The sequence below is a fragment of the Opitutaceae bacterium TAV5 genome (assembly GCA_000242935.3).
Classification (GTDB): domain Bacteria; phylum Verrucomicrobiota; class Verrucomicrobiia; order Opitutales; family Opitutaceae; genus Geminisphaera.
Genome location: CP007053.1, coordinates 1,598,288 through 1,623,675, shown reverse-complemented (window position 1 = coordinate 1,623,675; position 25,388 = coordinate 1,598,288). Strand labels below are relative to the sequence as shown.

20 protein-coding genes and 2 tRNA genes are annotated in these 25,388 nt (G+C 63.3%); 11 read left to right on the top strand and 11 right to left on the bottom strand.

Annotation, left to right across the window (positions count from 1 at the left end):
• Positions 1 to 179: 179 nt before the first annotated feature.
• The 6 genes from OPIT5_07410 (at position 180) to OPIT5_07385 (ending at position 5,722) form a co-directional block, all read left to right on the top strand.
• Complete coding sequence (locus OPIT5_07410; protein AHF90074.1) at positions 180 to 2,060, top strand: ABC transporter ATP-binding protein; 1,881 nt, start codon at positions 180 to 182, stop codon at positions 2,058 to 2,060.
• A gap of 173 nt (positions 2,061 to 2,233) precedes the next feature.
• A complete protein-coding gene (locus OPIT5_07405; protein AHF90073.1) occupies positions 2,234 to 3,139 on the top strand; it encodes a diacylglycerol kinase in 906 nt (301 codons plus the stop codon).
• A 171-nt stretch (positions 3,140 to 3,310) separates the two neighbouring features.
• Positions 3,311 to 3,386 (top strand) — tRNA-Ala (locus OPIT5_07400).
• A 434-nt stretch (positions 3,387 to 3,820) separates the two neighbouring features.
• Complete coding sequence (locus OPIT5_07395; GenBank protein ID AHF90072.1) at positions 3,821 to 4,825, top strand: oxidoreductase; 1,005 nt, start codon at positions 3,821 to 3,823, stop codon at positions 4,823 to 4,825.
• A gap of 52 nt (positions 4,826 to 4,877) precedes the next feature.
• Positions 4,878 to 5,330, top strand: a complete 453-nt coding sequence (locus tag OPIT5_07390) for an elongation factor GreAB (protein AHF90071.1) — start codon at positions 4,878 to 4,880, stop codon at positions 5,328 to 5,330.
• Between the two features lie 80 nt (positions 5,331 to 5,410).
• Positions 5,411 to 5,722, top strand: a complete 312-nt coding sequence (locus OPIT5_07385) for a cupin (GenBank protein AHF90070.1) — start codon at positions 5,411 to 5,413, stop codon at positions 5,720 to 5,722.
• A gap of 34 nt (positions 5,723 to 5,756) precedes the next feature.
• Here the strand turns inward: OPIT5_07385 and OPIT5_07380 are convergent, their stop codons facing one another.
• From OPIT5_07380 to OPIT5_07370, 3 genes are all read right to left on the bottom strand, one after another.
• Complete coding sequence (locus OPIT5_07380; protein AHF90069.1) at positions 5,757 to 6,464, bottom strand: permease; 708 nt, start codon at positions 6,462 to 6,464, stop codon at positions 5,757 to 5,759.
• Positions 6,465 to 6,673: 209 nt separating this feature from the next.
• The gene (tpiA, locus tag OPIT5_07375; protein AHF90068.1) at positions 6,674 to 7,438 is read right to left on the bottom strand and encodes a triosephosphate isomerase; all 765 of its coding nucleotides are present in this window, start codon (positions 7,436 to 7,438) and stop codon (positions 6,674 to 6,676) included.
• A gap of 148 nt (positions 7,439 to 7,586) precedes the next feature.
• On the bottom strand, positions 7,587 to 8,837 hold the full coding sequence (locus OPIT5_07370; protein AHF90067.1) for a phosphoglycerate kinase: 1,251 nt from the start codon (positions 8,835 to 8,837) through the stop codon (positions 7,587 to 7,589).
• A gap of 106 nt (positions 8,838 to 8,943) precedes the next feature.
• Between OPIT5_07370 and OPIT5_07365 the strand changes: the two genes are divergently transcribed.
• Positions 8,944 to 9,075, top strand: coding sequence for a hypothetical protein (locus OPIT5_07365; protein AHF94170.1), 132 nt, complete (start codon positions 8,944 to 8,946; stop codon positions 9,073 to 9,075).
• Positions 9,076 to 9,083: 8 nt separating this feature from the next.
• Here the strand turns inward: OPIT5_07365 and OPIT5_07360 are convergent, their stop codons facing one another.
• The 6 genes from OPIT5_07360 to OPIT5_07335 form a co-directional block, all read right to left on the bottom strand.
• Positions 9,084 to 10,130, bottom strand: coding sequence for a glyceraldehyde-3-phosphate dehydrogenase (locus OPIT5_07360; protein ID AHF90066.1), 1,047 nt, complete (start codon positions 10,128 to 10,130; stop codon positions 9,084 to 9,086).
• A gap of 283 nt (positions 10,131 to 10,413) precedes the next feature.
• Positions 10,414 to 12,225, bottom strand: coding sequence for a ribonuclease (locus OPIT5_07355; protein ID AHF90065.1), 1,812 nt, complete (start codon positions 12,223 to 12,225; stop codon positions 10,414 to 10,416).
• A 99-nt stretch (positions 12,226 to 12,324) separates the two neighbouring features.
• Positions 12,325 to 13,542, bottom strand: coding sequence for a cell cycle protein (locus tag OPIT5_07350; GenBank protein AHF90064.1), 1,218 nt, complete (start codon positions 13,540 to 13,542; stop codon positions 12,325 to 12,327).
• Positions 13,543 to 13,752: 210 nt separating this feature from the next.
• A tRNA-Val gene (locus OPIT5_07345) sits at positions 13,753 to 13,829 on the bottom strand.
• 150 nt (positions 13,830 to 13,979) lie between these two features.
• Positions 13,980 to 16,160 (bottom strand): hypothetical protein, encoded by a 2,181-nt coding sequence (locus OPIT5_07340; protein ID AHF90063.1) that lies wholly within the window; start codon positions 16,158 to 16,160, stop codon positions 13,980 to 13,982.
• A 60-nt stretch (positions 16,161 to 16,220) separates the two neighbouring features.
• A complete protein-coding gene (locus OPIT5_07335; GenBank protein AHF90062.1) occupies positions 16,221 to 17,207 on the bottom strand; it encodes a folate-binding protein in 987 nt (328 codons plus the stop codon).
• An 892-nt stretch (positions 17,208 to 18,099) separates the two neighbouring features.
• On the opposite strand from OPIT5_07335, the gene OPIT5_07330 reads away from it, so the two are divergent.
• Entirely contained in the window at positions 18,100 to 19,266 is a 1,167-nt protein-coding gene (locus OPIT5_07330; protein ID AHF90061.1) for an S-adenosylmethionine synthetase, read from the top strand.
• 41 nt (positions 19,267 to 19,307) lie between these two features.
• Positions 19,308 to 20,759 (top strand): S-adenosyl-L-homocysteine hydrolase, encoded by a 1,452-nt coding sequence (locus OPIT5_07325; protein ID AHF90060.1) that lies wholly within the window; start codon positions 19,308 to 19,310, stop codon positions 20,757 to 20,759.
• A gap of 64 nt (positions 20,760 to 20,823) precedes the next feature.
• Here OPIT5_07325 and OPIT5_07320 read toward each other — a convergent pair whose 3' ends face one another.
• Positions 20,824 to 21,762, bottom strand: coding sequence for a serine acetyltransferase (locus tag OPIT5_07320; protein AHF90059.1), 939 nt, complete (start codon positions 21,760 to 21,762; stop codon positions 20,824 to 20,826).
• 224 nt (positions 21,763 to 21,986) lie between these two features.
• On the opposite strand from OPIT5_07320, the gene OPIT5_07315 reads away from it, so the two are divergent.
• Positions 21,987 to 22,826, top strand: coding sequence for a hypothetical protein (locus OPIT5_07315; GenBank protein ID AHF94169.1), 840 nt, complete (start codon positions 21,987 to 21,989; stop codon positions 22,824 to 22,826).
• A gap of 51 nt (positions 22,827 to 22,877) precedes the next feature.
• Here OPIT5_07315 and OPIT5_07310 read toward each other — a convergent pair whose 3' ends face one another.
• Positions 22,878 to 23,684: an AraC family transcriptional regulator gene (locus OPIT5_07310; GenBank protein ID AHF90058.1), complete on the bottom strand. Its 807-nt coding sequence runs from the start codon at positions 23,682 to 23,684 to the stop codon at positions 22,878 to 22,880.
• A gap of 95 nt (positions 23,685 to 23,779) precedes the next feature.
• Between OPIT5_07310 and OPIT5_07305 the strand changes: the two genes are divergently transcribed.
• Entirely contained in the window at positions 23,780 to 25,111 is a 1,332-nt protein-coding gene (locus OPIT5_07305) for a dehydrogenase (GenBank protein AHF90057.1), read from the top strand.
• Positions 25,112 to 25,388: the final 277 nt, after the last annotated feature.

Below are 25,388 nucleotides of genomic sequence, written 5' to 3'. Positions count from 1 at the left end.
CCGGCGGCCGGATTTGCTGACGGTCGGCAAACCGTCAATCAGACAACGCAATCGTTCATACAGGCCGCGCCGACAGCCTGAGCGACCTGCTGCGTGCTTTCGCACGCCTTTCCCGATTTTCCTCTGCCATTGACCGCGCCGCCCCGGCCCCGTTGGCTGACACGTTTCCGCAACCGCACATGCTGACCATCGCCGACGTCTCCAAGTCCTACGGCACCCGGGAACTGTTTTCCGAGGTGTCGCTTTTCATTTCCCGCGAAGACCGCCTCGGGCTGGTCGGTCCCAACGGCGCGGGCAAGTCCACCCTCTTCGGCCTCATCCTTGGCGAGGAACGCCCCGACACCGGCACCATCGAGTGGGAGCGCGGCGCCGATTTCGGCTATCTCCCGCAGGAAAGCGCTCCCGCCGGCGACGAGACCATCCTCCACATCGCCACCAGCGGCAAAAAACTCGAACCCACCGAGGACGACTGGGATATCGACTACACGCTCGAACCCCGCGCCCGCAAGATCCTCGCCGGTCTCGGCTTCAAGGAGGGCGACGCCGAAAAACAGGCCAACACCTTTTCCGGCGGCTGGGTCATGCGCGCCCACCTCGCTCGCCTCCTCGTCGCCGAACCCGCCCTCCTTCTCCTCGACGAACCCACCAACCATCTCGATCTCGAAGCCCTTCTCTGGTTCCAGGACTACCTTACGCGCTATCCCGGCGGCCTCGTCGTCATCTCCCACGATCGCGCCTTCCTCAACGCGCTCTGCACCGGCATGCTCGAACTCCGCGCCGGCACGCTCCATTATTACCACGGCAACTACGACCGCTTTCTCGTCGAGAAAGAGGAGCGCAAGGCCCAGCAGGCCGCCGCGTACAAGAACCAGCAGCGCGAGATCGCCCACCTCCAGAAATTCGTGGACCGCTTCGGCGCCAAGGCCTCCATGGCCACCCGCGCCAAGTCGAAGGAAAAACAGATCGAACGCCTCCAGGAGGTCGCCGTCGAGGAACCGGCCGAAGAACTGAAACGCATCCACTTCAAATTCCCGCAGCCCCCGCGCTCTGGGCTCAAGGTCGTTGACCTGAAACACGTGCAGCAAGCCTACGGCGAGCACGTCGTGTATCGGGATCTCAACTTCAGCGCCGAGCGCGGCCAGCGCATCGTGCTCGTCGGCCCCAACGGCGCGGGCAAGTCCACCCTCCTCAAAATCCTCGCCGGCGTCATCCCCATCCAGGGAGGGGAGATCGAACTGGGCAGCAACGTCTTCACCGGCTATTTTGCGCAAAACCGCCTCGATAATCTCAATCCCGATGCCACGGTTTTCGAAAACGTCATGGAGCTGCGCACCAACGAAAACCAGCTCACCGAACAACAGGCCCGCGCCATCCTCGGCGCCTTCCTCTTCCGCAAGGACGACGTCCACAAAAAAGTCTCCGTCCTCTCCGGCGGCGAAAAATCCCGCCTCGCCCTCGCCCGCCTCCTCGTGAAGCCGCCCAACCTCCTCCTGATGGACGAGCCCACGACCCACCTCGACATCCCCTCGATCGATGCCCTCGTCGGCGCGCTCAGGAACTACGAAGGCACGCTGATCTTCATCAGCCACGACGTGCACTTCATCCGCTCGCTCGCGGAAAACGTTCTTCACGTCCACTCCGGACGCCTCACGCCCTACGCCGGCAACTACGACTATTACCTCGAAAAATCGAAGGCCACCAACGAACGCGCCGCCCTCACTGCCGGCTTCACCGACGCGCGTCCGACGCAGGCTGCGCCTGCGAATCCCAAATCTGAAATTTCAAATTCCAGATCTTCGCCAGCCGCCGGCCGCGTCTCGCCCGGCGAAATCCGGAAACTCCGCGCCGAGGTCGAGCGCTTGGAGCAGGAGATCATCAGGCTGGAGACCCAGCAAAACGAACTCACCGCCGCTCTCGAAGCCCCCGAGACCTACGCCGATCACGGCAAGGCCCTGCATCTCAACCGCGAGCTTTCCGCCGTCGTGGACCAGCTTCAGGCTGTGACCCACGATTGGGAAAAAGCCGGCGAAAAGCTGGCCGCCGCCGAAGCGAAAAGCTGAAATCACGGATTACACGGATTTTCACGGATGCAAATTACCTCCGGAAAAGCATCGGTGTTTTTATCCGTGCTCATCCGTGTAATCCGTGGTCAAAGACAACATTGCGGATTCCGGAATGATTCCCGGCCCAATCTCTGGTGAACAAAACAGGTTAGCATTTCAGTTTTTTCTCCATGCCCACACTCCGCTTCATCCTCAATCCCCGTTCCGGCGTCCACCGGCCCGGCGAAGACATGGCGGCTCTCGTCCGGGGCTGGATTGCCCGGCATGCCCCCGGCGCCCGGCTCGCCCTCACCGAACACCCGCATCACGCCACCGAACTCGCCCGCCAGGCGCTCGACGAGGGTTGCGGGCTTGTCGTCGCCATCGGCGGTGACGGCACGCTCAACGAAGTCGCCGCCGCCCTCATCGGCACACCCGCCACGCTCGGCATCATCCCGCGCGGCTCCGGCAACGGCCTCGTCCGTCACCTCCGCCTCCCGCTCGTACCCGAAGCCGCCCTCGCCAATCTCCTCACCGGCCGCCCCCGTGCCATCGATACGGGGCTCGCCGACGGGAGCCATCCGTTCCTCAACGTCGTCGGGTTCGGATTCGATGCGGAGATCAGCCGTCGCTTCAACCGGCTCACGAAGCGGGGACTCGCCGGCTATGTGCGCACCATCGCCGGCACGCTCCGCTCGTATCGAAGAAACAATTACAGAATCATCGCCTGGCCGGATGCCGGCGCCGCGCCGCTCACGCATGAATTGCCCGCCTTCATCATGGCCGTGGCCAACTCGTCGCAATACGGCAACGATTTCCATATCGCTCCCGACGCGGCCGTCGATGACGGGCTGCTCAGGCTCACGGCGATCCGTCGCGTCCATCTTTTCAACGCTCTCCCGCTGGCGCTGCGCATGCGGCGCGGCACGCTCCGCCCGTCCGGCAATGTCCTGCAACTCGCCGCCCCCCGCTTCACGATCGAATCCGCCGATGGCGCTCCGCTCGTTTGCCACACCGACGGCGAAGTCCGCGAAGCCGGCCCGCGCCTCGAAATCACCGTCCGCCCCCTCAGCCTCAAGGTGATGGCGCCGCGCTGACGCGCTGGGTTCAGAGTTCAGGGTTCAGAGTTTGGGGTACAATGTTGCCTTGGCCAGGCACTCCAGGATCCTGAACGACAACCTCCTGAGCTCCCGCGCGTCAGCGCTGCCCACGAAAAATAGATGTTTACTCCCCGCCCGGCTTTGCTCAAAACCTCGCCCTTCCTGTTTGGGGCAGTAGCTCAGTTGATAGAGCGCGTCGTTCGCAACGACGAGGTCGTCGGTTTGATCCCGATCTGCTCCACCACTTTACCGGCGGAGGTGGCAGCGGCGATTCTCCCCGCGCCTCGACCTCACGCCGAACAAGCCTTGACCCCGCCGTCTCCATGCCGGACAAACTGGCTCCAGCATGATTTGCCCGCTCCCCCATCACCGAAATACCAGGCTTCCTGCCGACTGTCCGGGTTCGCCCGGCGGCGGAAACCAGGCGAACGCATAGGGACCCGCCAGGTCCCGGTTCGCCGGAATTCCGGGCGCCGGGCCGCTGATTCAGGTAAAAAACACCACCACCCCGTTTTACGCGCGGGAAATTCGTTCTATAGTGTGACCGCGTAAGGTCGCTCCCCTTTTTACCCGGTTTGATCACCGCTCGTGCGCGCCTGCTTCCGGCAGGTCCGCAATGTCTTCATTTTCATCCATCGTCACCCGCGGCCATGACCGCACGCCAATCCCGATCCTGCCATGAAACAGAACAAACTCGGCCGCACTGAACTCCACGTCTCGGAACTCTGCCTCGGCACCCTGAGCTTTGGCTGGAGCACGCCCGAACCTCTCTCCGTCTCCATCCTCGATGCCTTTCGCGAGGCTGGCGGCAATTTCATCCAGGCCTCCGGCCTCGGACCTGAAATCGAGGGCAGCCCCGTGCTCTCCAACCCGTCCGAAGAGTACGTGGGCCGCTGGCTCGCCGACCGCCAGGTGCCGCGCCATGAGCTCATCATCGGCACCCGCGTCGCCCTTCGCCGGCATCAGCCCGGGCCCGAGTACGTCAGCAACGCGCTGCTCCGCTGTTGCGAATCCTCCATCCACCGCCTCGGCTGCGGACATCTCGACCTGCTGCTGGTCGAGTGGCACGACAGCCTGCCGCCGACCGACGACCTGCTCGCGGCCATCGACATCCTCAAGCGCGCCGGTCTCGTCCGCTGCGTCGGCGCCTCCGGGTTCCCGACCTGGCGCGTCATGGAAAGCATCGGCCGCGCCGCCCGCCTCAACACCAACCGCTTCGAAGTCGTCCAGTGTGATTATTCGCTGCTCGACCGCGGGCGTTACGAAGAAGACACCCTCGACCTGTGCCAGGAACACCGGCTCGGCTTCCTCGCCCGTTCGCCGCTCGCCGGCGGTTTCCTGCTCGGCGGCGGCCCCGGCTCGCCCCACACGGCCCGTTCGCAGTGGCTGCGCGCCCGCTACACTTCCGCCCATTCCGACGTTGTCGTGAGCATCCTCGGGGAAATTGCGGCCGCCCGCCGCGTGACGCCGCAACAGGTGGCGCTCGCCTGGGTGATCGCCAACCCGCGCGTCACCTCGCCGGTGATCGGCGTGAACAACCTCGACCACCTGCTCGCCTCGATCGAGGCGACCGGCATCGAACTCACCGCCGACGAACTCAACCGGCTCGGCGCTGCCGTCCTGCCGGCCTCCATCCCCACGGCTCCGATCCAGTCCGCAGAGGCCGATCCGGCCCGCTCCTGAACCGCGTCCGTTTCCGGACGCACTACCCGCCCGAACCACCAATCCCGTCTTTATGATCATGGAAAACAACACCGACCTCTACATTTCCCGCGCCGACCTTCTCCAGATCCGTTCCCGGCTGAATCTCATTTCCGAAGGCAAGCACGACCGCGAAAACCTCGCCCGCCTTCAGGCCGAGCTCGACCGGGCCCTCATCATCGAGGATGATACCGCCATGCCCGACGGTGTCGTGATGATCAATTCCGAGGTTCGTCTCCAGGATCTGGATACGAACGAGGCCGAGACCTGGACTCTCGCGCTTCCCGAGCACGCCGACCCGGCTGCCCGCCGCCTCTCGATCCTCGCGCCGATGGGCGCCGCGCTCATCGGCTACAAGGCCGGCGATGTCGTCACCTGGGACATGCCCGGCGGCGTGCGCCGGCTCCGCATTGTCGAATCCCGCCGCCGGCCCCGCCCGGTCGTGCCGGCCATGACGCTGCCGGCCTTTGGCCCGCCCCCGTCCTGAGTTTTCCCGCGGTGACGGACGCCCGTTCCTTCCGGGGCGTCCGTCGCCCTGTTCCCGTTTCCTTCCCACCCTCAACCCGTATGCCACAAAGCAGCTACACCCTCCCCGAGGACCACACCGCGTTCCTCGCCCGCAAGATCCATGACGACAGGCGCCTCGAGTGCATCGTCGCTCTCGTCGGCCCCGGCGGCGGCCGGATCGCCGACCATGCCCACGCGCATGATCACCTCATTTATGTGATCGACGGTTCCGTGACCGTGCGGTTCGACGGCAACGATATCGTTGTGGGCAAGGACCAGACCCTGCTCGTTCCCGCCGGCACCCTGCACGCGATCCGCAATCCCGACCACGTGGCTGCGGCCAGGATCGTGCGCATCGAGATTCGCGGGTAACACGGGCGAACGCCCGTGCCGCCGCACGATCCGTTCAATTCCGGCTGCGCAGGAGCAGGATGCGCAGCACGTACCAGAGCAGCAGCATCACGCCGGAAAACAGCGCGAGCGAAGCCGCCACGTGCTGATCGGTGCGGTAGTGATGAATGATGTTGGACGTGGTGTAGAGAATCGAACCGCCGGCGAAAAACACCATGATCCCCGAGAAAACCAGGCCGAGCGTGAAGCCGAAAATGAGGCTGCAAACGATCACGCCGAGCGCGACAAACCCGCCGATGGTGAGGATGCTGCCCAGGAACGAAAAATCCTGGCGCGTGATGAACGCCGTCGCCGTGAGCCCGGCGAAGAGCAGGCCGGTGATGATGCCCGCCGTCGGGATCACCGTGGGATCGCTGTAGTACGCGGCGATATACAGCAGCGGCAGGAAGATGATTACCTGGGCCACGACGTAGAGGCCCAGGCCGATATACTGGGTTGTCTGCGAGGCATCGGAACGGGCCCAGCGGTCCGCCAGCCAGGACACGCCCATGAAGGCGCCGAGAACGATCAGCCAGCTCATGCCGTTGGTCATGGCACCGACGAGGTTTTCGATGCCGGGCATCTGCAGCAGCAGCGCTTCGAGTCCGACAAATGCGAGGATCGCACCGGCGAGGTGCAGGTAGGTGCGCCGGATAAACAGAGCACGATCGGCCGCCCCGGCGTCGGCGGCGGTCACGAAGGGATTTCCGTAGGCAGGATTCATAACAGGCCGATTCATGACTGTTCGGGAGGCCGGAGGCAAACCCGAAGGCAAGGGGGCAGGAAACGGACGTGTAATCGAAAGTGGTGGTGTGGCATGGGCATCCCTGCCCATGAAGTGGCACGGGCTTCCAGCCCGTGTTCCGGAAGGCGGCGCTTCGCGCCGTCCACGGGCAAGGATGCCCGTGCCACTTCTCCGGCATTCTCCACTTCCTATTTGGTCGCGGCGGCGGCGTTGACCAGCTCCACGAAACTGCGGGCCTCGAGCGAGGCACCGCCGATGAGGCCGCCGTCGATGTCTTTCTGCGCGAGGAGTTCGGGCGCGTTGGAGGGCTTCATCGAACCGCCGTAGAGGATGCGGATCTTCTGCGCCACCGCATCGCCGAAGAGCTTGACAAGGAGGCTGCGGATGAAGGCATGCACTTCCTGCGCCTGCTCCGTCGTGGCCACCTTGCCGGTGCCGATCGCCCAGACGGGCTCGTAGGCGATGACGATGGCGAGCGCCTGCTCCTTGCTCACGCCTTCGAGGCCGGCCTCGACCTGCGTCTGCACGACCTTGAGCGTCTGGTTGCCTTCGCGCTCGGCGAGCGTCTCGCCCACGCAGAGGATCGGCTTGAGCTCGCTCTTGAGCGCGGCGATGACCTTCCGGTTGATGAAGGCGTCGGTCTCGGCGAAATAGGTGCGGCGCTCGCTGTGTCCGAGGATCACATGCGTGACGTAGAGGTTGCGCAGCATTTCGGCGGAGATCTCGCCAGTGTACGCGCCGCTCTTTTCCGGGTGCATGTTTTGCGCGCCGAGCTTGATGACGGAGCCCTCGAGGGCCTTGCCGGCCGCTTCGAGCGCCGTGTAGGGAGGACCGACGACGACGTCGACATCGGTTTGCTTGCCGACAGCGGCAACGATCTCCTGCACGAGCGGCGTGGCTTCGGCGGAGGTCTTGTTCATCTTCCAGTTACCAGCGATGAGTTTTTTGCGGATCATGATTTTTTGATGGAAAGAATTTTGCAGGAAATCCGGAGTCCGGGATTCGGTGCGAGTGGCGCGATCGGCCGATCGTGAGACGGGCCGGATGCGGAATCGACCAAATTCAGACCCCGGACTTCCGGTTTCACACCCGGCGGGCGTCTCAGTTTTCGAGGAACACGACGCCCGGCAGGGCCTTGCCTTCGAGGAATTCGAGGCTGGCGCCGCCGCCGGTCGAACAATGGGTGACCTTGTCGGCGACCTTGAATTTCTTCGCGGCGGTGGCGGTGTCGCCGCCTCCGACGACCGTCGTGGCGCCGGCAGCGGTGGCGGCGGCAACGGCGGCGGCCTGGGCCTTGGTGCCTTCGGCAAACTTCTCGAATTCGAACACGCCGGCGGGGCCGTTCCAGATGATGGTCTTGCTCGCCTTGATCGTTTCGGTGAAGAGCGCGATGGACTTCGGGCCGATGTCGAGACCCATCCAGCCGGCAGGGATGCCGCTGGCGTCGTCCGCCGTTTTCGAGGCGGCGTCCGCGGCGAACTTGTCGGCGATGACGTAATCGACGGGAAGGACGATCTTCACGCCCCTGGCCCTGGCTTTCTCGACGAGTTCGGGGACGAGCTTCGCGCCTTCGGCGTCGAAGAGGCTGTTGCCGATTTCCATGTGGTTGATGACCTTCTTGAAGGTGAAGGCCATGCCGCCGCCGACGATGATGGCGTCGGCTTTCTCGATGAGGTTGTTGATCAGCGGAATCTTGTCCGCGATCTTGGCGCCGCCGAGGATGGCGAGGAGAGGACGCTGCGGGTTGTCCAGCACCTTGGCGAAAGCGGTAAGCTCGGCCTCCATGAGGACGCCGGCGGCCTTGGCGGGAAGGTTGACGCCGACCATGGACGAGTGCGCGCGGTGGGCGGTGCCGAAGGCATCGTTGACGTAAACGTCACCGAGCTTGCTGAGGCTGGCGCGGAAGGCTTCGACGGCGGCCTTGTCGGCCTTGGTGGAGGTGCCGTCCTCGTTCTTGACCTTGCCTTCTTCCTCGATGTGGAAGCGGAGGTTTTCGAGGAGGACGACGTCACCGGCCTTGAGCGTGCCGGGGGCGCAGGCGGCCTCGACGGCGGGGCCGACGCAGTCGTCGAGGAATTTTACCGGCTTGCCGAGGAGCCTGGCCAGTTCGTCGGCGACAGGCTTGAGGGTGTATTTGGCGACTTTCTGGCCGTTGGGACGGCCGAGATGGCTGGCGAGGACGACCGCGGCGCCTTTTTCGAGGGCGTAGTTGATCGTGGGGAGCGCGGCGACGATGCGCTGGTTGTTGGTGATGGCGCCGGTGGCCTTGTCCTGGGGAACGTTGAAATCGACGCGGATGAAGACGCGTTTGCCGGCGAGGTCGAGGTCGCGGATGGTTTTGAATCTGGCCATGGTGGGAAAGTGTTAAAGGGCTGAAAAACTGAAGGAGGAGAGCCCGCGAAACACACGAAAGGACACGAAAAACAGGTACCCGGTGGTTTTCTTTTCGTGTCCTTTCGTGTGTTTCGTGGGTCTCTTTTTTCCGTGGTTCAAAAAAATAACCGCAGGGTTCGCAGGCTTCGTGGAGGACTTTCTGTTTTCCCCGGCGAGCCCCGCGCCCTGCGGTTACGTGTTCAAGGTTGTCGGTTGATGACCGGATCAGAGCTTGGCGGCGATGATCTTGGTGAGGTCAACGACGCGGTTGGAATAGCCCCACTCGTTGTCATACCAGCTCACGAGCTTGAAGAAGTTCGGGTTGAGCTCGATGGAGGAGCCGGCGTCGAAGATCGAGGAGAGCTTGTCGTGGATGAAGTCGGAGGAGACGACTTCGTCCTCGGTGTAGCCGAGGATGCCCTTCAGGTAGGTCTCGGAGGCCTTCTTGATGGCGGCCTTGATTTCCGCGAGGGAGGTGGCCTTGACGGTCTTCACGGTCAGATCAACGACGGAGACGGTCGGAGTCGGCACGCGGAGGGACATGCCGGTGAGCTTGCCCTTGACCTCGGGGAGCACGAGCGCGACGGCCTTGGCGGCGCCGGTGGTGGAGGGGATGATGTTGATGGCGGCGGAGCGGCCACCCTTCCAGTCCTTCTTCGACGGGCCGTCCACGGTCTTCTGCGTGGCGGTGTAGGAGTGGACGGTGGTCATGAGACCTTCGGCGACGCCGAAGCCTTCCTTGATGAGCACGTGTACGAGCGGCGCGAGGCAGTTCGTGGTGCAGGAGGCGTTGGAGATGATGTTGTGCTTGCTGACGTCGAGCTTGTCGTCGTTGACGCCGAGGACGACGGTGATGTCCTCGCCCTTGGCGGGAGCGGAAATGATGACCTTCTTCGCGCCGGCGGTGAGGTGGCCCTTGGCCTTCTCGGCGTCGGTGAAGAGACCGGTGGACTCGATGACGAGATCGACTCCGAGCGCCTTCCAGGGGAGCTCGGCGGGGGTCTTGGCGGCGACGACCTTGATTTCCTTGCCGTTGACGACGAGGACATCGTCGTCGGCCTTGTCGGCGGCGGACTTCTTCGAGGAGACGGTGCCCTGGAACTTGCCCTGGGTGGAGTCGTACTTGAGGAGGTAGGCGAGGTTGTCGGCGGGGACGATGTCACCGACGGCGACGACGTCGAAGGTGGTGCCGAGGAGGCCCTGCTCAACGAGGGCGCGGAAGACGAGGCGGCCGATGCGGCCGAAACCATTGATTGCAACTTTAACTGCCATGGAGGGCTCCGATTTCTGGTGGATGATTGTTACTATTTACTACAGGTGAACGCACCCTTGCAGGCGCGGAAGGGCGTGAATGAAGCGGGCGCGGGCCGGGGAATCAAGGGTTTTGGCTGCGCATGGACTGACAAATCTGTCTCACCCCTTGCCGAGGAAATGCGGAAGAGAAAGACAGGTGAAAGAGTTAGCGAACGGCGGGAAGGAGGGGAGAGAGGTATCCCGGGAAACGCGACCGGGGGGGGCCGGGCCTGCCACCCCCCCTTCCGGTCGCACCGTCCCGTCAGCGGTACTCTTCGCCGGTGGCCGTGTTGATGATCTTGAAGTTCTCGACGTGGTAGCTCGGGTCGGCGCGGAAGGCGAGTTTGACACCGTATTCGCGCTCCATGCGCACGAGCAGTTCGGCGTCCTCGCTGCGGAGGCGGTCGAGGATGCCGGGGTGCACCATCACGCGCAGCGAATAGGTCTTGCCGTCATTGCGCGAGGTGAGCCGGCGCACGATCGACGAGAGCTTGCGCTGCAACTCGACACTCATGGTGGTGGCGCTCTTCACGATGCCGCGGCCGCGGCAGTAGGGGCAATCCACATACATGTTGCTCGTCAGCGATTCCTGCTGGCGCTGGCGGGTCATCTGCAGGATGCCGAGTTGCGAGATGGGCAGGATATGGGTTTTGGCCCGGTCGTGGGCCATGGCCTCGCAGAGTTTCTCGTACACGCCGTTGCGGTGACGGCGCTCCTTCATGTCGATGAAGTCGCAGATGATGAGGCCGCCGAGGTTGCGCAGGCGGATCTGGCGGGCGATTTCGGCGGCGGCTTCGAGGTTGACGGAGTAGATGACGTTTTTCTCGTCGCCGCCCTTGTTCTTGTGGGAGCCGGTGTTGACGTCGATGGCGATGAGGGCCTCGGTCTCGTCGATGATGATCTCGCCGCCGCTGGGGAGCGAGACCTTGCGCTGGAAGGTCTGCTCGATCTGGCGCTCGATATTGAAGCGCTCGAAGATCGGGATGTTGTCCTTGTAGAAGGCGATCTTGTTCCTGGAGCGGGCGGAGATCTGCGCGACGGCGGCCTGACAGCGGGCGTGGTCCTCGGTGTTGTCGATGAGCACGCGGTCCACTTCCTCGGTGAGGAAATCGCGGACGGTGCGCTCGACGATGTCGGGCTCCTGGTAGAGGCACGCGGGGGAGCGTTCGTTTTGCAGCTTTTGCTGGATCTCGGACCAGGTCTTGAGGAGCAGGTGGAGGTCCCGGACGAAGTAGCGGGGTTTCTTGCCTTCGCCGGCGGTGCGCACGATCACGCCCATGCCTTCGGGAATGGTGAGCTCGTTGACGAGGTGCTTGAGGCGCTGGCGTTCCTTGCCGTCCTCGATTTTTCGCGAGATGCCGCACTGGTCGCTGAAAGGCATGAGCACGAGGTAGCGGCCGGGCAGCGAGAGGTTGGTCGTGGTGCGCGGGCCCTTGGTGCCGATGGGGCCCTTGGTGACCTGGATGATGATGTCGGAGCCGGGCGGATACAGGTTGGGGATGTCCTTGACCGTGGGCTCGGCGGGGCGCGGGGCGGCGTTTTTCTTCTTGTTCACGCGGACGATTTCCACGGAGGAATCGGCGGCGGCGGGGAGCATGTCCCAATAATGAAGGAAGGCGTTTTTCGTATAACCGATATCGACGAACGCGGCCTTGAGGCCGGGGTCGAGGTTCTTGATGCGGCCCTTGTAGATGCCGCCGACCATGCGGTCGGCATTGGAGCGCTCGATCTCGAATTTTTCGAGGACGCCGTCCACGAGGAGGGCGACGCGTTTTTCGAGCGGCTCGGAATTGATGATGAGCTCGCGGTAGGAGGTCTTTTCCTTTTTGAAAACCGAGAGGATTTTCTGGAGGAGGGGACGCTGGCGGGAGCGTTCCTGGGCGCCGGACTTGAGTTCGCGGCGGTCTACGGGCTCGCCTTCCTGCTGGACGGGCGGTTGCGTGAGCTGTTCGTCGAGGGTGGCTTCGGGAGTCGGCTGATCGGGTGCGGAGGTGGAGGCCGATACGGGGTCGTCGGCATTGGTGTCGTCAATGGGTCCGTCGTTGTCTGACGGGCGTTGTGGTTGGTCGCTCATGTCGGGTGTGTGTGTCGGGTTTATGGGGGCCCCGATGTGCGGAAGTGGCGGCGCAGGAAATCCCGGTCGCGAGGTCGTGGTCGTCGGAAAGGTTCAGTTTCACGTGAAGTCCTTTCTGAAACGATAGACGCTCTGGACCAGTCCTTGCAGCAAACAGCAACTGAGCACAAAGGAACCACCGTAGCTGATAAAGGGAAGTGGTATGCCCGTGATGGGCACCAGCCCGATGGTCATGGCGATGTTCACAAACACGTGCACTGCGAACAGGACCGTCACGCCGATGGCGATGAGTGATCCCATGCGGTCCCTTGCGAGGACGGCGATGCGTATGCCGTTGAACAACACCACTGCAAACAGGCCGAGAACCGTGAGGCTTCCCAGAAATCCTTCTTCCTCGGCGATGACCGAGGCGATAAAATCATTGTGCGCGACCGCGCGGGGCAGGTAGCCGAGCTGGGCCTGCGTGCCCTTGGTCCAGCCCTTGCCGGACAGTCCTCCCGAGCCGGCGGAGATGAGCGCCTGGCGCTGGTTCCAGCTGATGCCCGTGCCTTGCGGATCGATTTTTTCGGGCACGACAAAGGCCACGATGCGGTTGCGCTGGTAATCGTGCAGCGGGAACCAGGTGTGGTCTTCGTAACGGGGGTCGCCGGCCTTGCGGCTGCTGTAGGACAAGCCGTTCTCGTCCATGAACCGGATGTAGCCGTGCGCGTCCCATGCCACGGCCGTCACCACGACCGCAAACGCGCCCAGCACCGCCAGAAAAAAGCGGGTCGAGAGCCGGGAGACATAAAGCATGGAGAATACCATGGGCGGGAGAACGATGGCGGATTTGAGGTCGGGCTGGAGCAGGATAAGGAATATGGGCAATCCGACAGCAAGCGCCAACTTGCCAAGTGTGTTCAAAGATTCGCGGAGGGTGCCGATCTGCGAACGCGCGAGGATGCTGGCCGTGATGAGGAGGACGGCGGCCTTGGCGGGTTCGGAGGGCTGGAGGGAAAAAAATCCGAGGTCGATCCACCGCTGGGCGCCGAAACGTTCCTGGCCGATGCCCGGGATGAGCACGAGGATGAGCGGGAGGAGGCTGCCGAGGTAGAACCAGTGGGCCACGCCCATCCAGAACCGGTAGTCGATGAGCGAGATGGCCGTGTAGACGCCGGCGCCGGCGACGAGCCACACGATCTGGTTTTTCCAGTTGGAGAGCGGCGTGGAATACTGGGCGCTGTAGATAAAGGCGACGCCGATGGCGCTGAGCAGGACGAGGGCACAGGGAGTCCACCAGTCCCAGCGCTCGCGCGTGGTGACCTTGAAGACGCTCATCCACTCGGCTGGCCGGGTCAGGTTCACAGGAAGAAAACAAAAGGAACAAACGGGTTTCGCCGCCCTCCGCAAGGGTGGTGACGCCGACGGGTGAGAAAAGGGAAGGCCGTCCGCACAACAACCGGTGCGGGAGGCGGGGACCGGGATGAGGCCGGAATACGCAGATCCTTCGCCGGCAACAAAAAGCCTCCGGTTTTCCGGAGGCTGAAATGGTGGACCCTACTGGACTCGAACCAGTGACCCCTTCCATGTCAAGGAAGTGCTCTAACCAACTGAGCTAAGGGTCCAAAGCTGAAAGAGCCGCGGAGTAAGCAGGACCGGGCGCGGGGGGCGCAAGCCAAAATCCGCGTTTTTTTCGCCGGCCTTTTCCGTCCCGAAACCGGTGTCAACAGAACCGGGAGCCGGGTTGTGCCGACTCCGGTACCATGCCACCGGTGTCACGCCGCCGGCTCTTCCGGTCCGGACTTTTTGGCCGGGCGCCGGCTGCGGGAGCCGCCGGAGCCGCCGCTCTTGCCTCCGGTGCCGGTGCGGCGTGCGGAAGAGGAGGCGCGGGATGCCTTGGCATTGAGCCAGAGCGTCTCGTCTTTCGCATTCCGGTTGAACCAGAAAATCTCGGCTCCGTGTTCGACAAAAACCGGTTTCGCTTCGGGATCATCCGGCACGACCAGGCCCGCTTCGCCCAGAGCGGCCAGCAACTCGGGTTCGCTTTTGCCGAGCGAGCGCGCGAGGAAACCGACCTCGCCGGAAACACCGGTGCCACGCCGGTTTGGCTTGAGCAACAGGCGGAGAGCGGTGAGCGGCGAGGGCGCGCCCGGTGATGCGGGGACGGCTTCGGGCGTATCAGGCCCGGGCTCAGGCTCGCCGGCACTTTCGCCTTCGGCGCCGCCGGCATCGCTGGCCGCCGTCTCTTCTTCCTGATCCGCATCATCCGCATCGGTTGCTGCATCGGCGGCTTCATCCGGAGCCGGGGTGCCGGACAATGCAGCGTCGTCAGGGTCGGCGGTGTCGGCAACCGCCGGTGTCGTCGCCGGTTCCGCATCACTGCCGGCAGGCGCAGGCGGTGTGTCGGTGCTTCCGGCCTCCGATGATTCCGGCACGGTGGCGGCCGCAGCCGGTTCGGGCGTCTGCGATTCCGGAGAGGCGGAGACGGTGGCGGCCGGTTCTTCGGTGCCATTTCGGAGGGAAGACGACTCTTCGGAATGATCCGCGTCGGTACCGGCGTCGGTTTCATCGGTGGCGGCGCCTTTGGCATCCGGCGCGGAAGCCACGTCATTCGCGGGGGCGGCGGGAGCCGACGGGCGTTCGCGTTTTTCGCGGGTATTGATCCAGAGTCCGCCGCGGCTGTCCTTGTTGATCCACCAGAGGTTGTTGCCGATTTCGGTGAAGACCGGCTTGTCGCCGGATCTGGCGGGGGCGGTGAGGCCGAGCGCGGCGAGTACGGCGACGAGATCGGCCTCGGATTTGTGGAGGGCCTTGGCCAGAAAATGGGTGGAGCCGGAACTGCCGGGACCGCGCCGGTTGCGACGCAGGAACGGTTGCAGGATTTCGAGCAGGGTTTCGCTGCCGGGCAACCCTTCGGCGGCGGATTGCTGCGCGGCCTGTTGCGCAGCCTGGAGCGCTTCCTGTTGCTCGCGACGCGCGGTTTCGGCGGCCTGGCGGGCGGTTTCGCGTTCGGCCCGGCGGGCGGCCGCCTCGGCTTCACGTTCGGCTTGCTCCTGCGCGCGGCGGGCGCGCTCGGCGACTTCGGCGGCATGCTCCTCGGCAATGGCGGCGACGGACGGATCGGCCGGATCGAGGCGGGTGGCGGTGGCGATCCTGAAGCGGGGACGCGGTTTTTCGCGGGTGTTGAGAAAGAGTTGTCCGCGGTTGTTGCGGTTGAGCCAGTAGAGGTCTCCTTCGAATTCCAGATAGACCGGCTCGCTGTCCTCGCCCTCGGGAAGGACAAATCCGCATTCTTCGAGCGCGCCGACGAGGTCGCGTTCGGGCTGCTCCCAGCGCTTGGCGAGATAATCGATGGCGACGGACATGCCGGGGCCGCGCTGGTTTTTGCGCAGGTGCGGCTTGAGCGCGTCGAAAAAGTTGGGGAGGTCGTCCTCCTCGGTATCGAGGTTGTCCCATTCGTTCAGGCCGGCAGCCTCGTCGGCAAGGGCCTCGGGATCGTGATCGAGGTCGGTGTCGCGGAGCTGGCGCAGGCCGTTTACCTCGCCATCCGCAGCGGCTCTCTCGGTTCCGGAGCGGTTCGCCGCCTGTCCGTCGCCGGTTCCGGCCTGAAGGTCGCCGGCGTGCTGACGGGCCATGAGCTCGGCCCGGATCTTGTCGGCCTCGACCTTGGCCGCAGCGGCCACAGCCGCCTCGAGCGTCCAGTCGCGCTGCGTGGGGCGGCGGGCAAGCCCCTGAAAAGCGAGGGCGTTGTCCGGCTGCGTATGAAATTCAATGATCTCCCACTCGTCCTTGCCGAGCTGATTGAGAAAATTTTCGAGCAGGGCGGGCGTAGCAAATCCGCCTTTGCCGCTGCTAATGACTTTGTATTCCCAGAGGGCCATAGAGTTTTCCTTTAAAAGGGCCGTGAACGCATTCCAGATGCACCCGGGCTTGCCGAGATAATTTTCGACAAACACGCCTGCGATTCTTTCTCTCCCGGGCAATCTGTTCCCCGAAGCATGTGCCCGGAGCGGCAGTTACACCAGATAATCAGGACGGCTTTCCGCTTGCGCCCGTCCGGCCCGGGCCGCCGGCAAAAAATCGTCGTCCGACAACTTGACCGCTGCCTCTCCGCCCGGCGTGCAGGCGAACACGGCTTCCGGCTCCAGGCCCGCCAGCGACAGCATGGCCAGGCCGGCAAATCCCGTCCTGCATGCCACCGCGGAGCGGATTTCGCCGATCTTCCTGCCGGCCCGGTACAAGGGGGCGGGCAACGTCTCCGGCAACGGACCCGCCCCCGTCACCCGCAGGAGCCGGCGTCGCACCTGGCCCATTGCCTTGAGCCGGGCCATGATCTCCTGTCCGAGGTAACAGCCTTTGGTGAACGATATCGCCGTCGCATCCAGACCCCCCTCCGCCGGCAAATCGGCCGGTCCGATATCCACCGGCACCCGGGGAAGCCGCGCCCCGATACGGGCATTCTCCATCACTTCCGCAGCCAGCGGTTCCCATCCGTCGAGGGGAGCCTCGCGACCCGCAGGGGCAAGCCACTCCCATGAAATCCCCAGGCCTCTCTGCCCCTGAAGCACAAACCCTTCGTTCGCAGCGACAAATTCCCCCGGGGCCGGCAGGTCGCGACCGAGGAGGGCCCGCAGCCCGTCCGCTGCGCCTGTCCCCGCAAATGTGGTTACCGTCCAGCCACTGCTGAAATCCGAAATTTCCACATCATCCGCTACGATATAGTCTTCCAGATGTTCCCGCACTATGCCCGATGGCGTTGCCTCGCTCCATAACCACCATTCCGTCGGGTTCACCTTCAGCGCATGCGCATCGGCCAGGACCTTGCCTTTCTGATTGAGGAATAATCCGTAACTTTTTGTAAAGTCGTGAGTTGAACGGATATCTTGCGTGATCTGCCCTTGCAGGAAAACCGCGGCGTCCTCCCCCGAAAGCCGGAGGAGTCCGGCAATCCGGCTTCTGCATGCGAATCTTCCGTCCAAAAATAAATTTCGTAACTCATTCATTTCCATGCCCCATAAATGCCGCTGCGAAAAAACAGCAAGTTTTTGTTGACGAAAGGAAGAGGCGGTCTATCACTAGCAACATCAGATTCACACTTTCTCCCGCATAGCGGGAGTTTTGGGGTAACTAAGAAAGCAAATGGCCGGTCGCTTAGGGGTAGGCGACCGGCCAACTTTTTGTCCGGATTTCCCGGTCTGCAAGTTCGAAGGAAGCTTTCTCCCTTTCGCCAACATGCTCCCCGCTTTTCACGACCAGGTTGTCCGGACTTGTTTTCCCGTTCTTCCTTGTGGTGCTCCCGTCATGATTTCACGACTTCCTGGCCCGGCACATCCCGGCCGGATAAAGAAACCCGGTCTTTCGGTCCGGGTTGCGAAGGAATTCCGCTCACAAAACTAAAGCTTTATGATGTTGGTTTGGAGCTAGTTAAAAATCGGACGAAGATTTTTTCGATTTTCTGTTGACGAAACCGTCCGGCGGTCTATCACTAGCAACATCAGATTCACACTTTCTCCCGCATAGCGGGAGTTTTGGGGTAACTAAGAAAGCAAATGGCCGGTCGCTTAGGGGTAGGCGACCGGCCAACTTTTTGTCCGGATTTCCCGATCCGCCATCCTCAGACCCGAATCGCCGACCGGTTTTACGGGATCACGGTTTCGCTCCGTCACTCCGGAGGTATCTTGCGTGAAATGCAGGCGGCAGCCCGGCAGCAACCGGGAGGAAGCTGACCTCTTTCCCCGGCATGTTCGCAGGCTTCCCCGGGATGTTCTCTGGCCGATAACCAGGGTCAGTTATTCGTATTATGGAATCCGGATGCGTTGATGTTTCAACTTGCACCCTTGTCCGTTTCATGGCTGGGTGCCTGTCCCGTTTCCCGTTGTCCTTTTTCCATCCATCATGTCCCAGGAATTTGTTTTTTCCTCCGAATCCGTCGGCGAAGGCCATCCCGACAAAGTAGCCGATCTTGTTTCCGACAGTGTGCTCGACGCCTGTCTCGCCGTTGATCCGCAGAGCCGGGTCGCCTGCGAAACCATGGTGAAGTCCAACATGGTCATCCTTGCCGGCGAGATCACGACGGCCGCCAGGCCCAACTACGAGGCCATCGTGCGCGAGGCCATCCGCGAGATCGGCTACACTCACGCCGACGATGTCTTTCACGCCGACACCGTATTCATCAACAACTACCTCACCCGCCAGTCACCCGATATCGCCCAGGGTGTCGACGCCCGCGGTGCCGAAGGCAAGGAAACCGCCGAACAGGGCGCCGGTGATCAGGGGCTGATGTTCGGTTACGCCTGCAACGAGACCCCGGAAATGATGCCCACGGCAATCATGTTCGCCCACCGTCTCGGCCGCGAACTCACGCGGCTGCGCAAGAGCGGTGTCGTCAACTGGCTCCGCCCCGATGCCAAATCCCAGGTCTCCATCCGTTACGTGGACGACAAGCCGGTGCGCGTCGAAAACGTCGTCATTTCCACGCAGCACCAGGACGGCGTGGCCCACGGCGCGATCAGCGATTTTCTCGTGGAGAACGTCATCCGCAAGGTCATCCCGGCCGGGATGATCGACGCATCCACCCGGTTCTACATCAACCCCACCGGCCGTTTCGTCGTCGGCGGCCCGCAGGGTGATTCCGGTCTCACCGGCCGCAAGATCATCGTCGATACCTATGGCGGCTGGGGTCGCCACGGCGGCGGCGCATTTTCCGGGAAAGATCCGTCCAAGGTGGACCGGTCGGCCGCCTACATGTGCCGGTGGGTGGCCAAGAACATCGTGGCCGCCGGTCTCGCCGACATTTGCGAACTCCAGGTCGCCTACGCCATCGGCTACCCCGACCCGGTCAGCATCTGGGTGGATGCGATGGGCACGGCGAAAGTACCCGAAGAGAAAATTGTCGCCGCCGTGCGCAAGGTTTTCGATTTCAAGCCCGCCGCCATCATCCGGCAACTCGACCTGCTCCGCCCGATCTACCGCTCGACCACCAACTACGGGCACTTCGGCAAACCCGATCTCCCCTGGGAGCAAATCAACCGCGTCGCCGACCTCCAGGCCGCCGCAAAATAATCTGTCACCGGAAAATCATTACATATCCAGAATCGCTCCGCATGTCCGCCACCGCCACACCCGCCGCTCCCGTCACTTCCGCCGTCCCTGCCACCGACTACGCCATCCGCGACATCGCCCTCGCCGAATGGGGTCGCAAGGAGATCGCCGTATCCGAACACGAAATGCCCGGCCTCATGGCCATCCGCAAAAAGTTCGGCCCCTCCCGCCCGCTGGCCGGCGTCCGCATCACCGGATCGCTCCACATGACGATCCAGACCGCCATCCTCATCGAAACGCTCACCGCTCTCGGTGCGGACGTCCGCTGGGCCTCGTGCAACATTTTCTCGACCCAGGACCATGCCGCCGCCGCGATCGCCGCGACCGGCGTCCCTGTCTTCGCCTGGAAAGGCGAAACGCTCGAGGAGTACTGGGATCTCACCTGGCGCGCGCTCAGCTTTCCGGGCGGGCAGGGGCCGCAACTTGTCGTTGATGACGGAGGCGACGTCACCCTCCTCCTTCACAAGGGCTACGAGCTCGAGCATGGCAGCGACTGGATCCACACGCCCTCCGCCTCGCACGAGGAGCAGGTCATCAAAAATCTTCTCGGGCGTATCCACGCATCAGATACCGGCATCTTCACCCGCATCGCTTCCGCCTGGCGCGGCGTTTCCGAGGAGACGACCACCGGCGTCCACCGCCTCTACCAGCTCCACCAGCAAGGCAAGCTCCTGGTGCCCGCGATCAACGTCAACGACTCCGTCACCAAGTCGAAATTCGACAACCTCTACGGCTGCCGCGAATCGCTCGCCGACGGCCTCAAGCGCGCCACCGATGTCATGATTGCCGGCAAGGTCGCCGTCGTCTGCGGCTATGGTGATGTCGGCAAGGGGTGTTCGCATTCGTTGCGCGGTTTCGGCGCGCGCGTCATCGTCACCGAGGTCGATCCGATCAATGCCCTCCAGGCCGCGATGGAAGGATTCGAAGTCAACACCGTCGAGAGCACCCTGGGCGTCGGGGATATCTACGTGACGACCACCGGCAACCGCGACGTCATCACGCTCGAACATCTTCTGGCGATGAAGGACCAGGCGATCGTCTGCAACATCGGCCATTTCGACAACGAGATCCAGGTCGACCGCCTGCTTGCGTTGCCCGGCCTGAAGCGCATCACCATCAAGCCGCAGTATGACCAGTTCGTGCTGCCCTCCGGCCGCAGCATCTACCTGCTTGCCGAAGGCCGCCTCGTGAACCTCGGCTGCGCGACCGGCCATCCGTCGTTCGTGATGTCCAACAGTTTTTCGAACCAGGTGCTCGCCCAGCTCGATCTCTGGACAAACCGGGACAGCTACAAGGTCGATGTCTATCGCCTTCCCAAGCATCTGGACGAGGAGGTTGCGCGTCTGCATCTGGAAAAGATCGGCGTGAAACTCACCCGGCTCAGCAAGGAACAGGCCGATTATATCGGCGTTCCCGTCGACGGCCCGTACAAGCCCGAGCACTACCGGTACTGAGGCTGAGGCCGGACGTAGCTGCGAATTTACGTTCGCAGCTGCGGCTACGGCAAATGCACCCGTTTCAGATCGACCAGTTCCAGGCCTGCAACTCGTCCTGGGTGCGGGATTCGACGGCTTTTTCCTGTTTGCGGCGTGAACGGATCACGAGGTTCTCGCCCTTGTAGTACGCGATGCTGTGGGCGGGGATCGATTCGAGCAGCCAGACGTTGGCGCCGATGATGGTGTGCTCACCGATGCGTGTGTCGCCTCCGAGGATCGTCGCGTGCGAGTAGATCGTGACGTGGTCGCCGATGTCGGGATGGCGTTTCACGCCCTTGATCGGGTTGCCGTTGTTGTCGACTTCGAACGACTTCGCGCCGAGCGTCACGCCCTGGTAGATTTTTACGTGTTCGCCGATGGTGGCCGTCTCGCCGATGACGACGCCGGTGCAGTGGTCGATGAAAAAGTGCGAGCCGATGCGCGCGCCCGGATGGATGTCGGTGCCGGTTTTTTCATGCGCGTATTCGGTGAGCATGCGCGGGAGGAGCGGCACGGAGAGATTGTAGAGGATGTGGGCGATGCGTTGCAGCGAGATCACGAGCACGCACGGGTAGGCGAGGATGATCTCTTCCAGGCTGCGCGCCGCCGGATCGCCGTTGTAGGCGGCCTGCACATCGGTCTGCACGATGGCGCGCAATTCGGGAAGACGCCGCAGGAGCTGCATTGCCACGTGGCGGGCGTGGCCGGCCGGGTCTTCGTAGTTGGCGAAGCGCAGGCTCTTTTCGACTTCGATCACCAGCCGGTCATGGACGGCCCGGAGGCGGCGTGCGGTGTGCTCCGCGATGCCGTTGCGGCTGATGCCATCCTGCTCGAAGTAGCCGGGGAACAGCAGGTGCATGCAATCGACGGCGAGGCGGTTGACCGACTCTTCGGAGGGGAGGTTGACTCCGTCAAGGTGGTTGATGCCTCCGCTGGATTCGTAGGAGGCAAGGAGCGCCAGGGTGATGTCGTCGAGCGTCATGTGTACGATGTGGCAGCCGCCGGCCGGGGCGGTTGAGGGCGTCACTGTCGGCGGGAGCAGGCGGGGGATAAAGCCGATTTTTGCGGAAGCCTGGGGTGATTCTACCAATGGGCTACAGGGAAACAGGTTGCGTCTGAAGGTCAGATCGCTAACAGGAATGGCTTAGTGGCTGGCTCTGCTGTTGGCGGTGTCAGTCAGATTTTAACCCTTAACCCGAAATCCCGATGAAAACGAAAATCCGTACCGCTGGTATTGGTGTTGTTGCTGTGAAGGGTCTGTTTGGCGTGCTGGCTTGTGGCTTGCTGCTCGTGGTCGTGCCCTCTGCGATGTGGGGACAGGAGAGTGAACCCGGTTCGGAGAGCCAGCGAGTGGACGCAGAGCAGCGTCAGCAAGTCCGCGAGGAGGTGGCCCGACGACGAGCGGCGAGGCAGGCCGGGATCGCGGGACCGGTACCAACGCAGGTGACGAATCCGGGCCCGCTCGCGGCAGAGAGTGCGGCGAAACGCTATGATCTGGAGTTTCCTGGAGGCACACCGGCACAGCTGGTTGCCGCGATTCGCAAGGCATCCGAAGGACCATGCAATCTGATCATTGCGCCCGATGTGGCTGAACTGGCGATCCCGCCGTTATCGCTTGGCAGTACGACGACGCCCCGGTTGTTGAGGTCGTTGGCGCAGATATTAAGTTCGTCGAACAGAGCCACGTTGTTTTGTGAAGACAGAGCATATCAGGACGAGGCGGCAGTGTGGGTGATGGTGCAGGACCAGAATAATCGTCCTTCGACGTCATTGCGGTGCCAGGCCAGAAATATCGATTTTCTTTTGATCGGATACTCGGTGGATGAAATTACTAATGCGTTGAGCACCGCCTGGAAATTGCAGGGGAACGAACTGCCACGCTTTGTTTACGACAAGGCCACGACCCTGCTCCTGGTTTCGGGAACTGATCGGCAGTTGGGCCTTATGGACGAAGTGCTCACGCAGATGAATGACAGCGCCAAACGCCGGGCGCGCGAAAAGGCCTCGCTGGTGCCGGAGTCAGTAAAGAGCGGGAGTCTCAGGTAGGGGGCATTTGCAGATGCAGGCGTGGATATCCGCGCCGCTCTGCTCATTAGTTTATTGGAGACGGTTTTTCCCGTCCGACGTGATGGCGGCCCGGTGGCGCCAGACTCCGGGCGGCGTGCCGAAGTGGCGGGTGAAGGCGCGGGCGAAGGCGCTGGGTTCGCTGAAACCGAGATACCCGGCCACTTTTTTTTGCGGCCAGTCGAGCGTCAGGCACTCGGCCGCCGCTTCGAGGCGCATCCGTTGCAGGACGCTGCGCGGGGAGGGATGTCCGGCGCGGTGGTAGAGGCGGCGCAGGTGCGAGGCCGAGCAACCGACGGCCTGCGCAGCCTGTTCCACCGACGGAGAATCCGTGAGGTGTTCGCGAAACCAGGCGAGGCTGCGGGCGATCCGCCGGGTATCGTCCTCCTCGCGGGGCATCGCCGAGGAACCCGCACGCTCGAGCGCGAAGAGTGACAGGTCGAGCAGCAGGCGCTGCGCGCGCAGGTCTTGCAACGCATCGGGTTTCTGGACGAGCGGGAGCAGCGCGGGGACAAGTTTCCGGAACCTGCGCACGTCGGCCGGCAGGAGCGGAACGGTCAAGGCCATGCGCGGTGAAACGAGGTCCGCCAGCTCGCGCGGGGCGGTCGGGAAATGCAGAACGAGGATGGACGAGACGGTGCCCGGCGCGTCGGTCCAGCCATGCCGGGAGAGCGGGTGCGAGATGTAGAGACGGGGCTTTTCCGTCCGCACGCCGCCGGCGAGGGTGGTCGGATGGCAGGTGCCTTGCAGGATGAACTGGAATTCCCAGACCTGCCTTTGCATGGGCAGCACCGGCCGTTCACCGTAACGTCGTTCACCGTATCCGAGGTAGCGAAGCATGACGGAAAGTTTGCAGCGGACGTGAGCGAAAGTGTCAAACACTTGCCCGCACCGGTGCTGGCCGGAAGGGCGCCGATGTGGCAAGATGCCGGCTTATGGCCACTCCTCTCCGCTATGCTCTCGTCGGGACCGGGTCCCGAGCATTCATGTTTCGCGACGCGCTCGCCGGCCCGCATGCCCCGCAGGGCAAGCTGGTCGCCCTGTGCGACATCAATCCGCTGCGCGCCGCCGCCTGGCAGGCCGATCTGCCGGAAAAACTGCCCGTTTATGCGCCGGGTGATTTTGCGCGGATGATCCGCGAGGAGCGCATCGACCGCGTGATCGTCACCTCGATGGACCGCACGCACCATCGCTACATCTGTGCGGCGATGGAGGCGGGGTGCGACGTGATTTCGGAAAAACCGATGACGACCGATGCCGACAAGTGCACGCAAATCCTGCGCACGATGGCCGCGACCGGGCGCGACCTGCGGGTGACGTTCAACTACCGCTACGCCCCGCGCAACAGCAAGGTCAAGGAACTGCTCGCCGCCGGCGCCATCGGCGACGTGCTCTCCGTGCATTTCGAGTGGATGCTCGATACCAAGCACGGCGCCGATTACTTCCGGCGCTGGCATCGCGACAAGCGCAACAGCGGCGGTCTGCTCGTGCACAAGGCCACGCACCATTTCGATCTTGTGAACTGGTGGCTGGGCACGGTGCCGGAGACGGTGTTCGCCATGGGCGGGCTGCGGTTCTACGGACGCGAGAATGCGGAACTGCGCGGACAGACGAAGTTTTACGAGCGGGCCAAGGATCTGGCCGATCCGGCGTCCGACCCGTTCGCCATCGACCTGCGCTCCGAACCGAAGCTGAAGGCGCTCTACCTCGACGCCGAGCCGGCCGACGGCTACGTGCGCGACCGCAACGTTTTTGCCGACGGCATTTCGATCGAGGACGACATGGGCGTGCTGGTTTCGTACCGGAACCGCGCCGTGATGACGTATCACCTGACGGCCTACTCGCCTTGGGAAGGCTACCGGGTGTCGTTCAACGGCACGAAGGGACGCCTCGAATACGAGGTCGTGGAAAAGGCTTACGTGAGCGGTTCGGAAAAGGACCACAACCTCGCCCGCAACCTGAAGATCAGCGCGGAGGAGGGCGGCGAGGCGGCGGTGCCGGAGCCGGTGACGCTGCTGTTGCGTCCGCACTGGGAGCCGCCGGTGCGTATCCATATTCCGGAAACCAACGAAGGCGGACACGGCGGCGGCGATGCGCGCATGTTGCGCGATATCTTCGAACCGGGCGCGGAGCCTGATCCGCTGGGCCGGGCCGCGGGCGTGCGCGACGGACTGTATTCGGTGCTCTGCGGCACGGCGGGCAACCGCTCGCTGGCGACCGGCCTGCCGGTGCGGCTGGCGGATCTGGTGCCGGGGCTGCCGGAGTAGGGAGGATATTCCAAACCGGCCCGTAGCTGCGAACGTGAGTTCGCAGGCTGCCGGAGAGCACGCTGTCCGTGTGGCCTGCAAACTCACGTTTGCAGCTACAGTCGCTTCTGCCGTCAGTCCTTAAGTGTAATGAAAGTGCCCCCCCGGAGCGGCGGCATTCCTGCCGCTGCGACGAGGCGCAACGCGCCTCGCCTTCGAAGCCGCAATGCATTACGTACCTGCAAGATCCCCTGCACCTCGAACGCTGTCCGGCAAAGCAGCGGCAGGAATGCCGCCG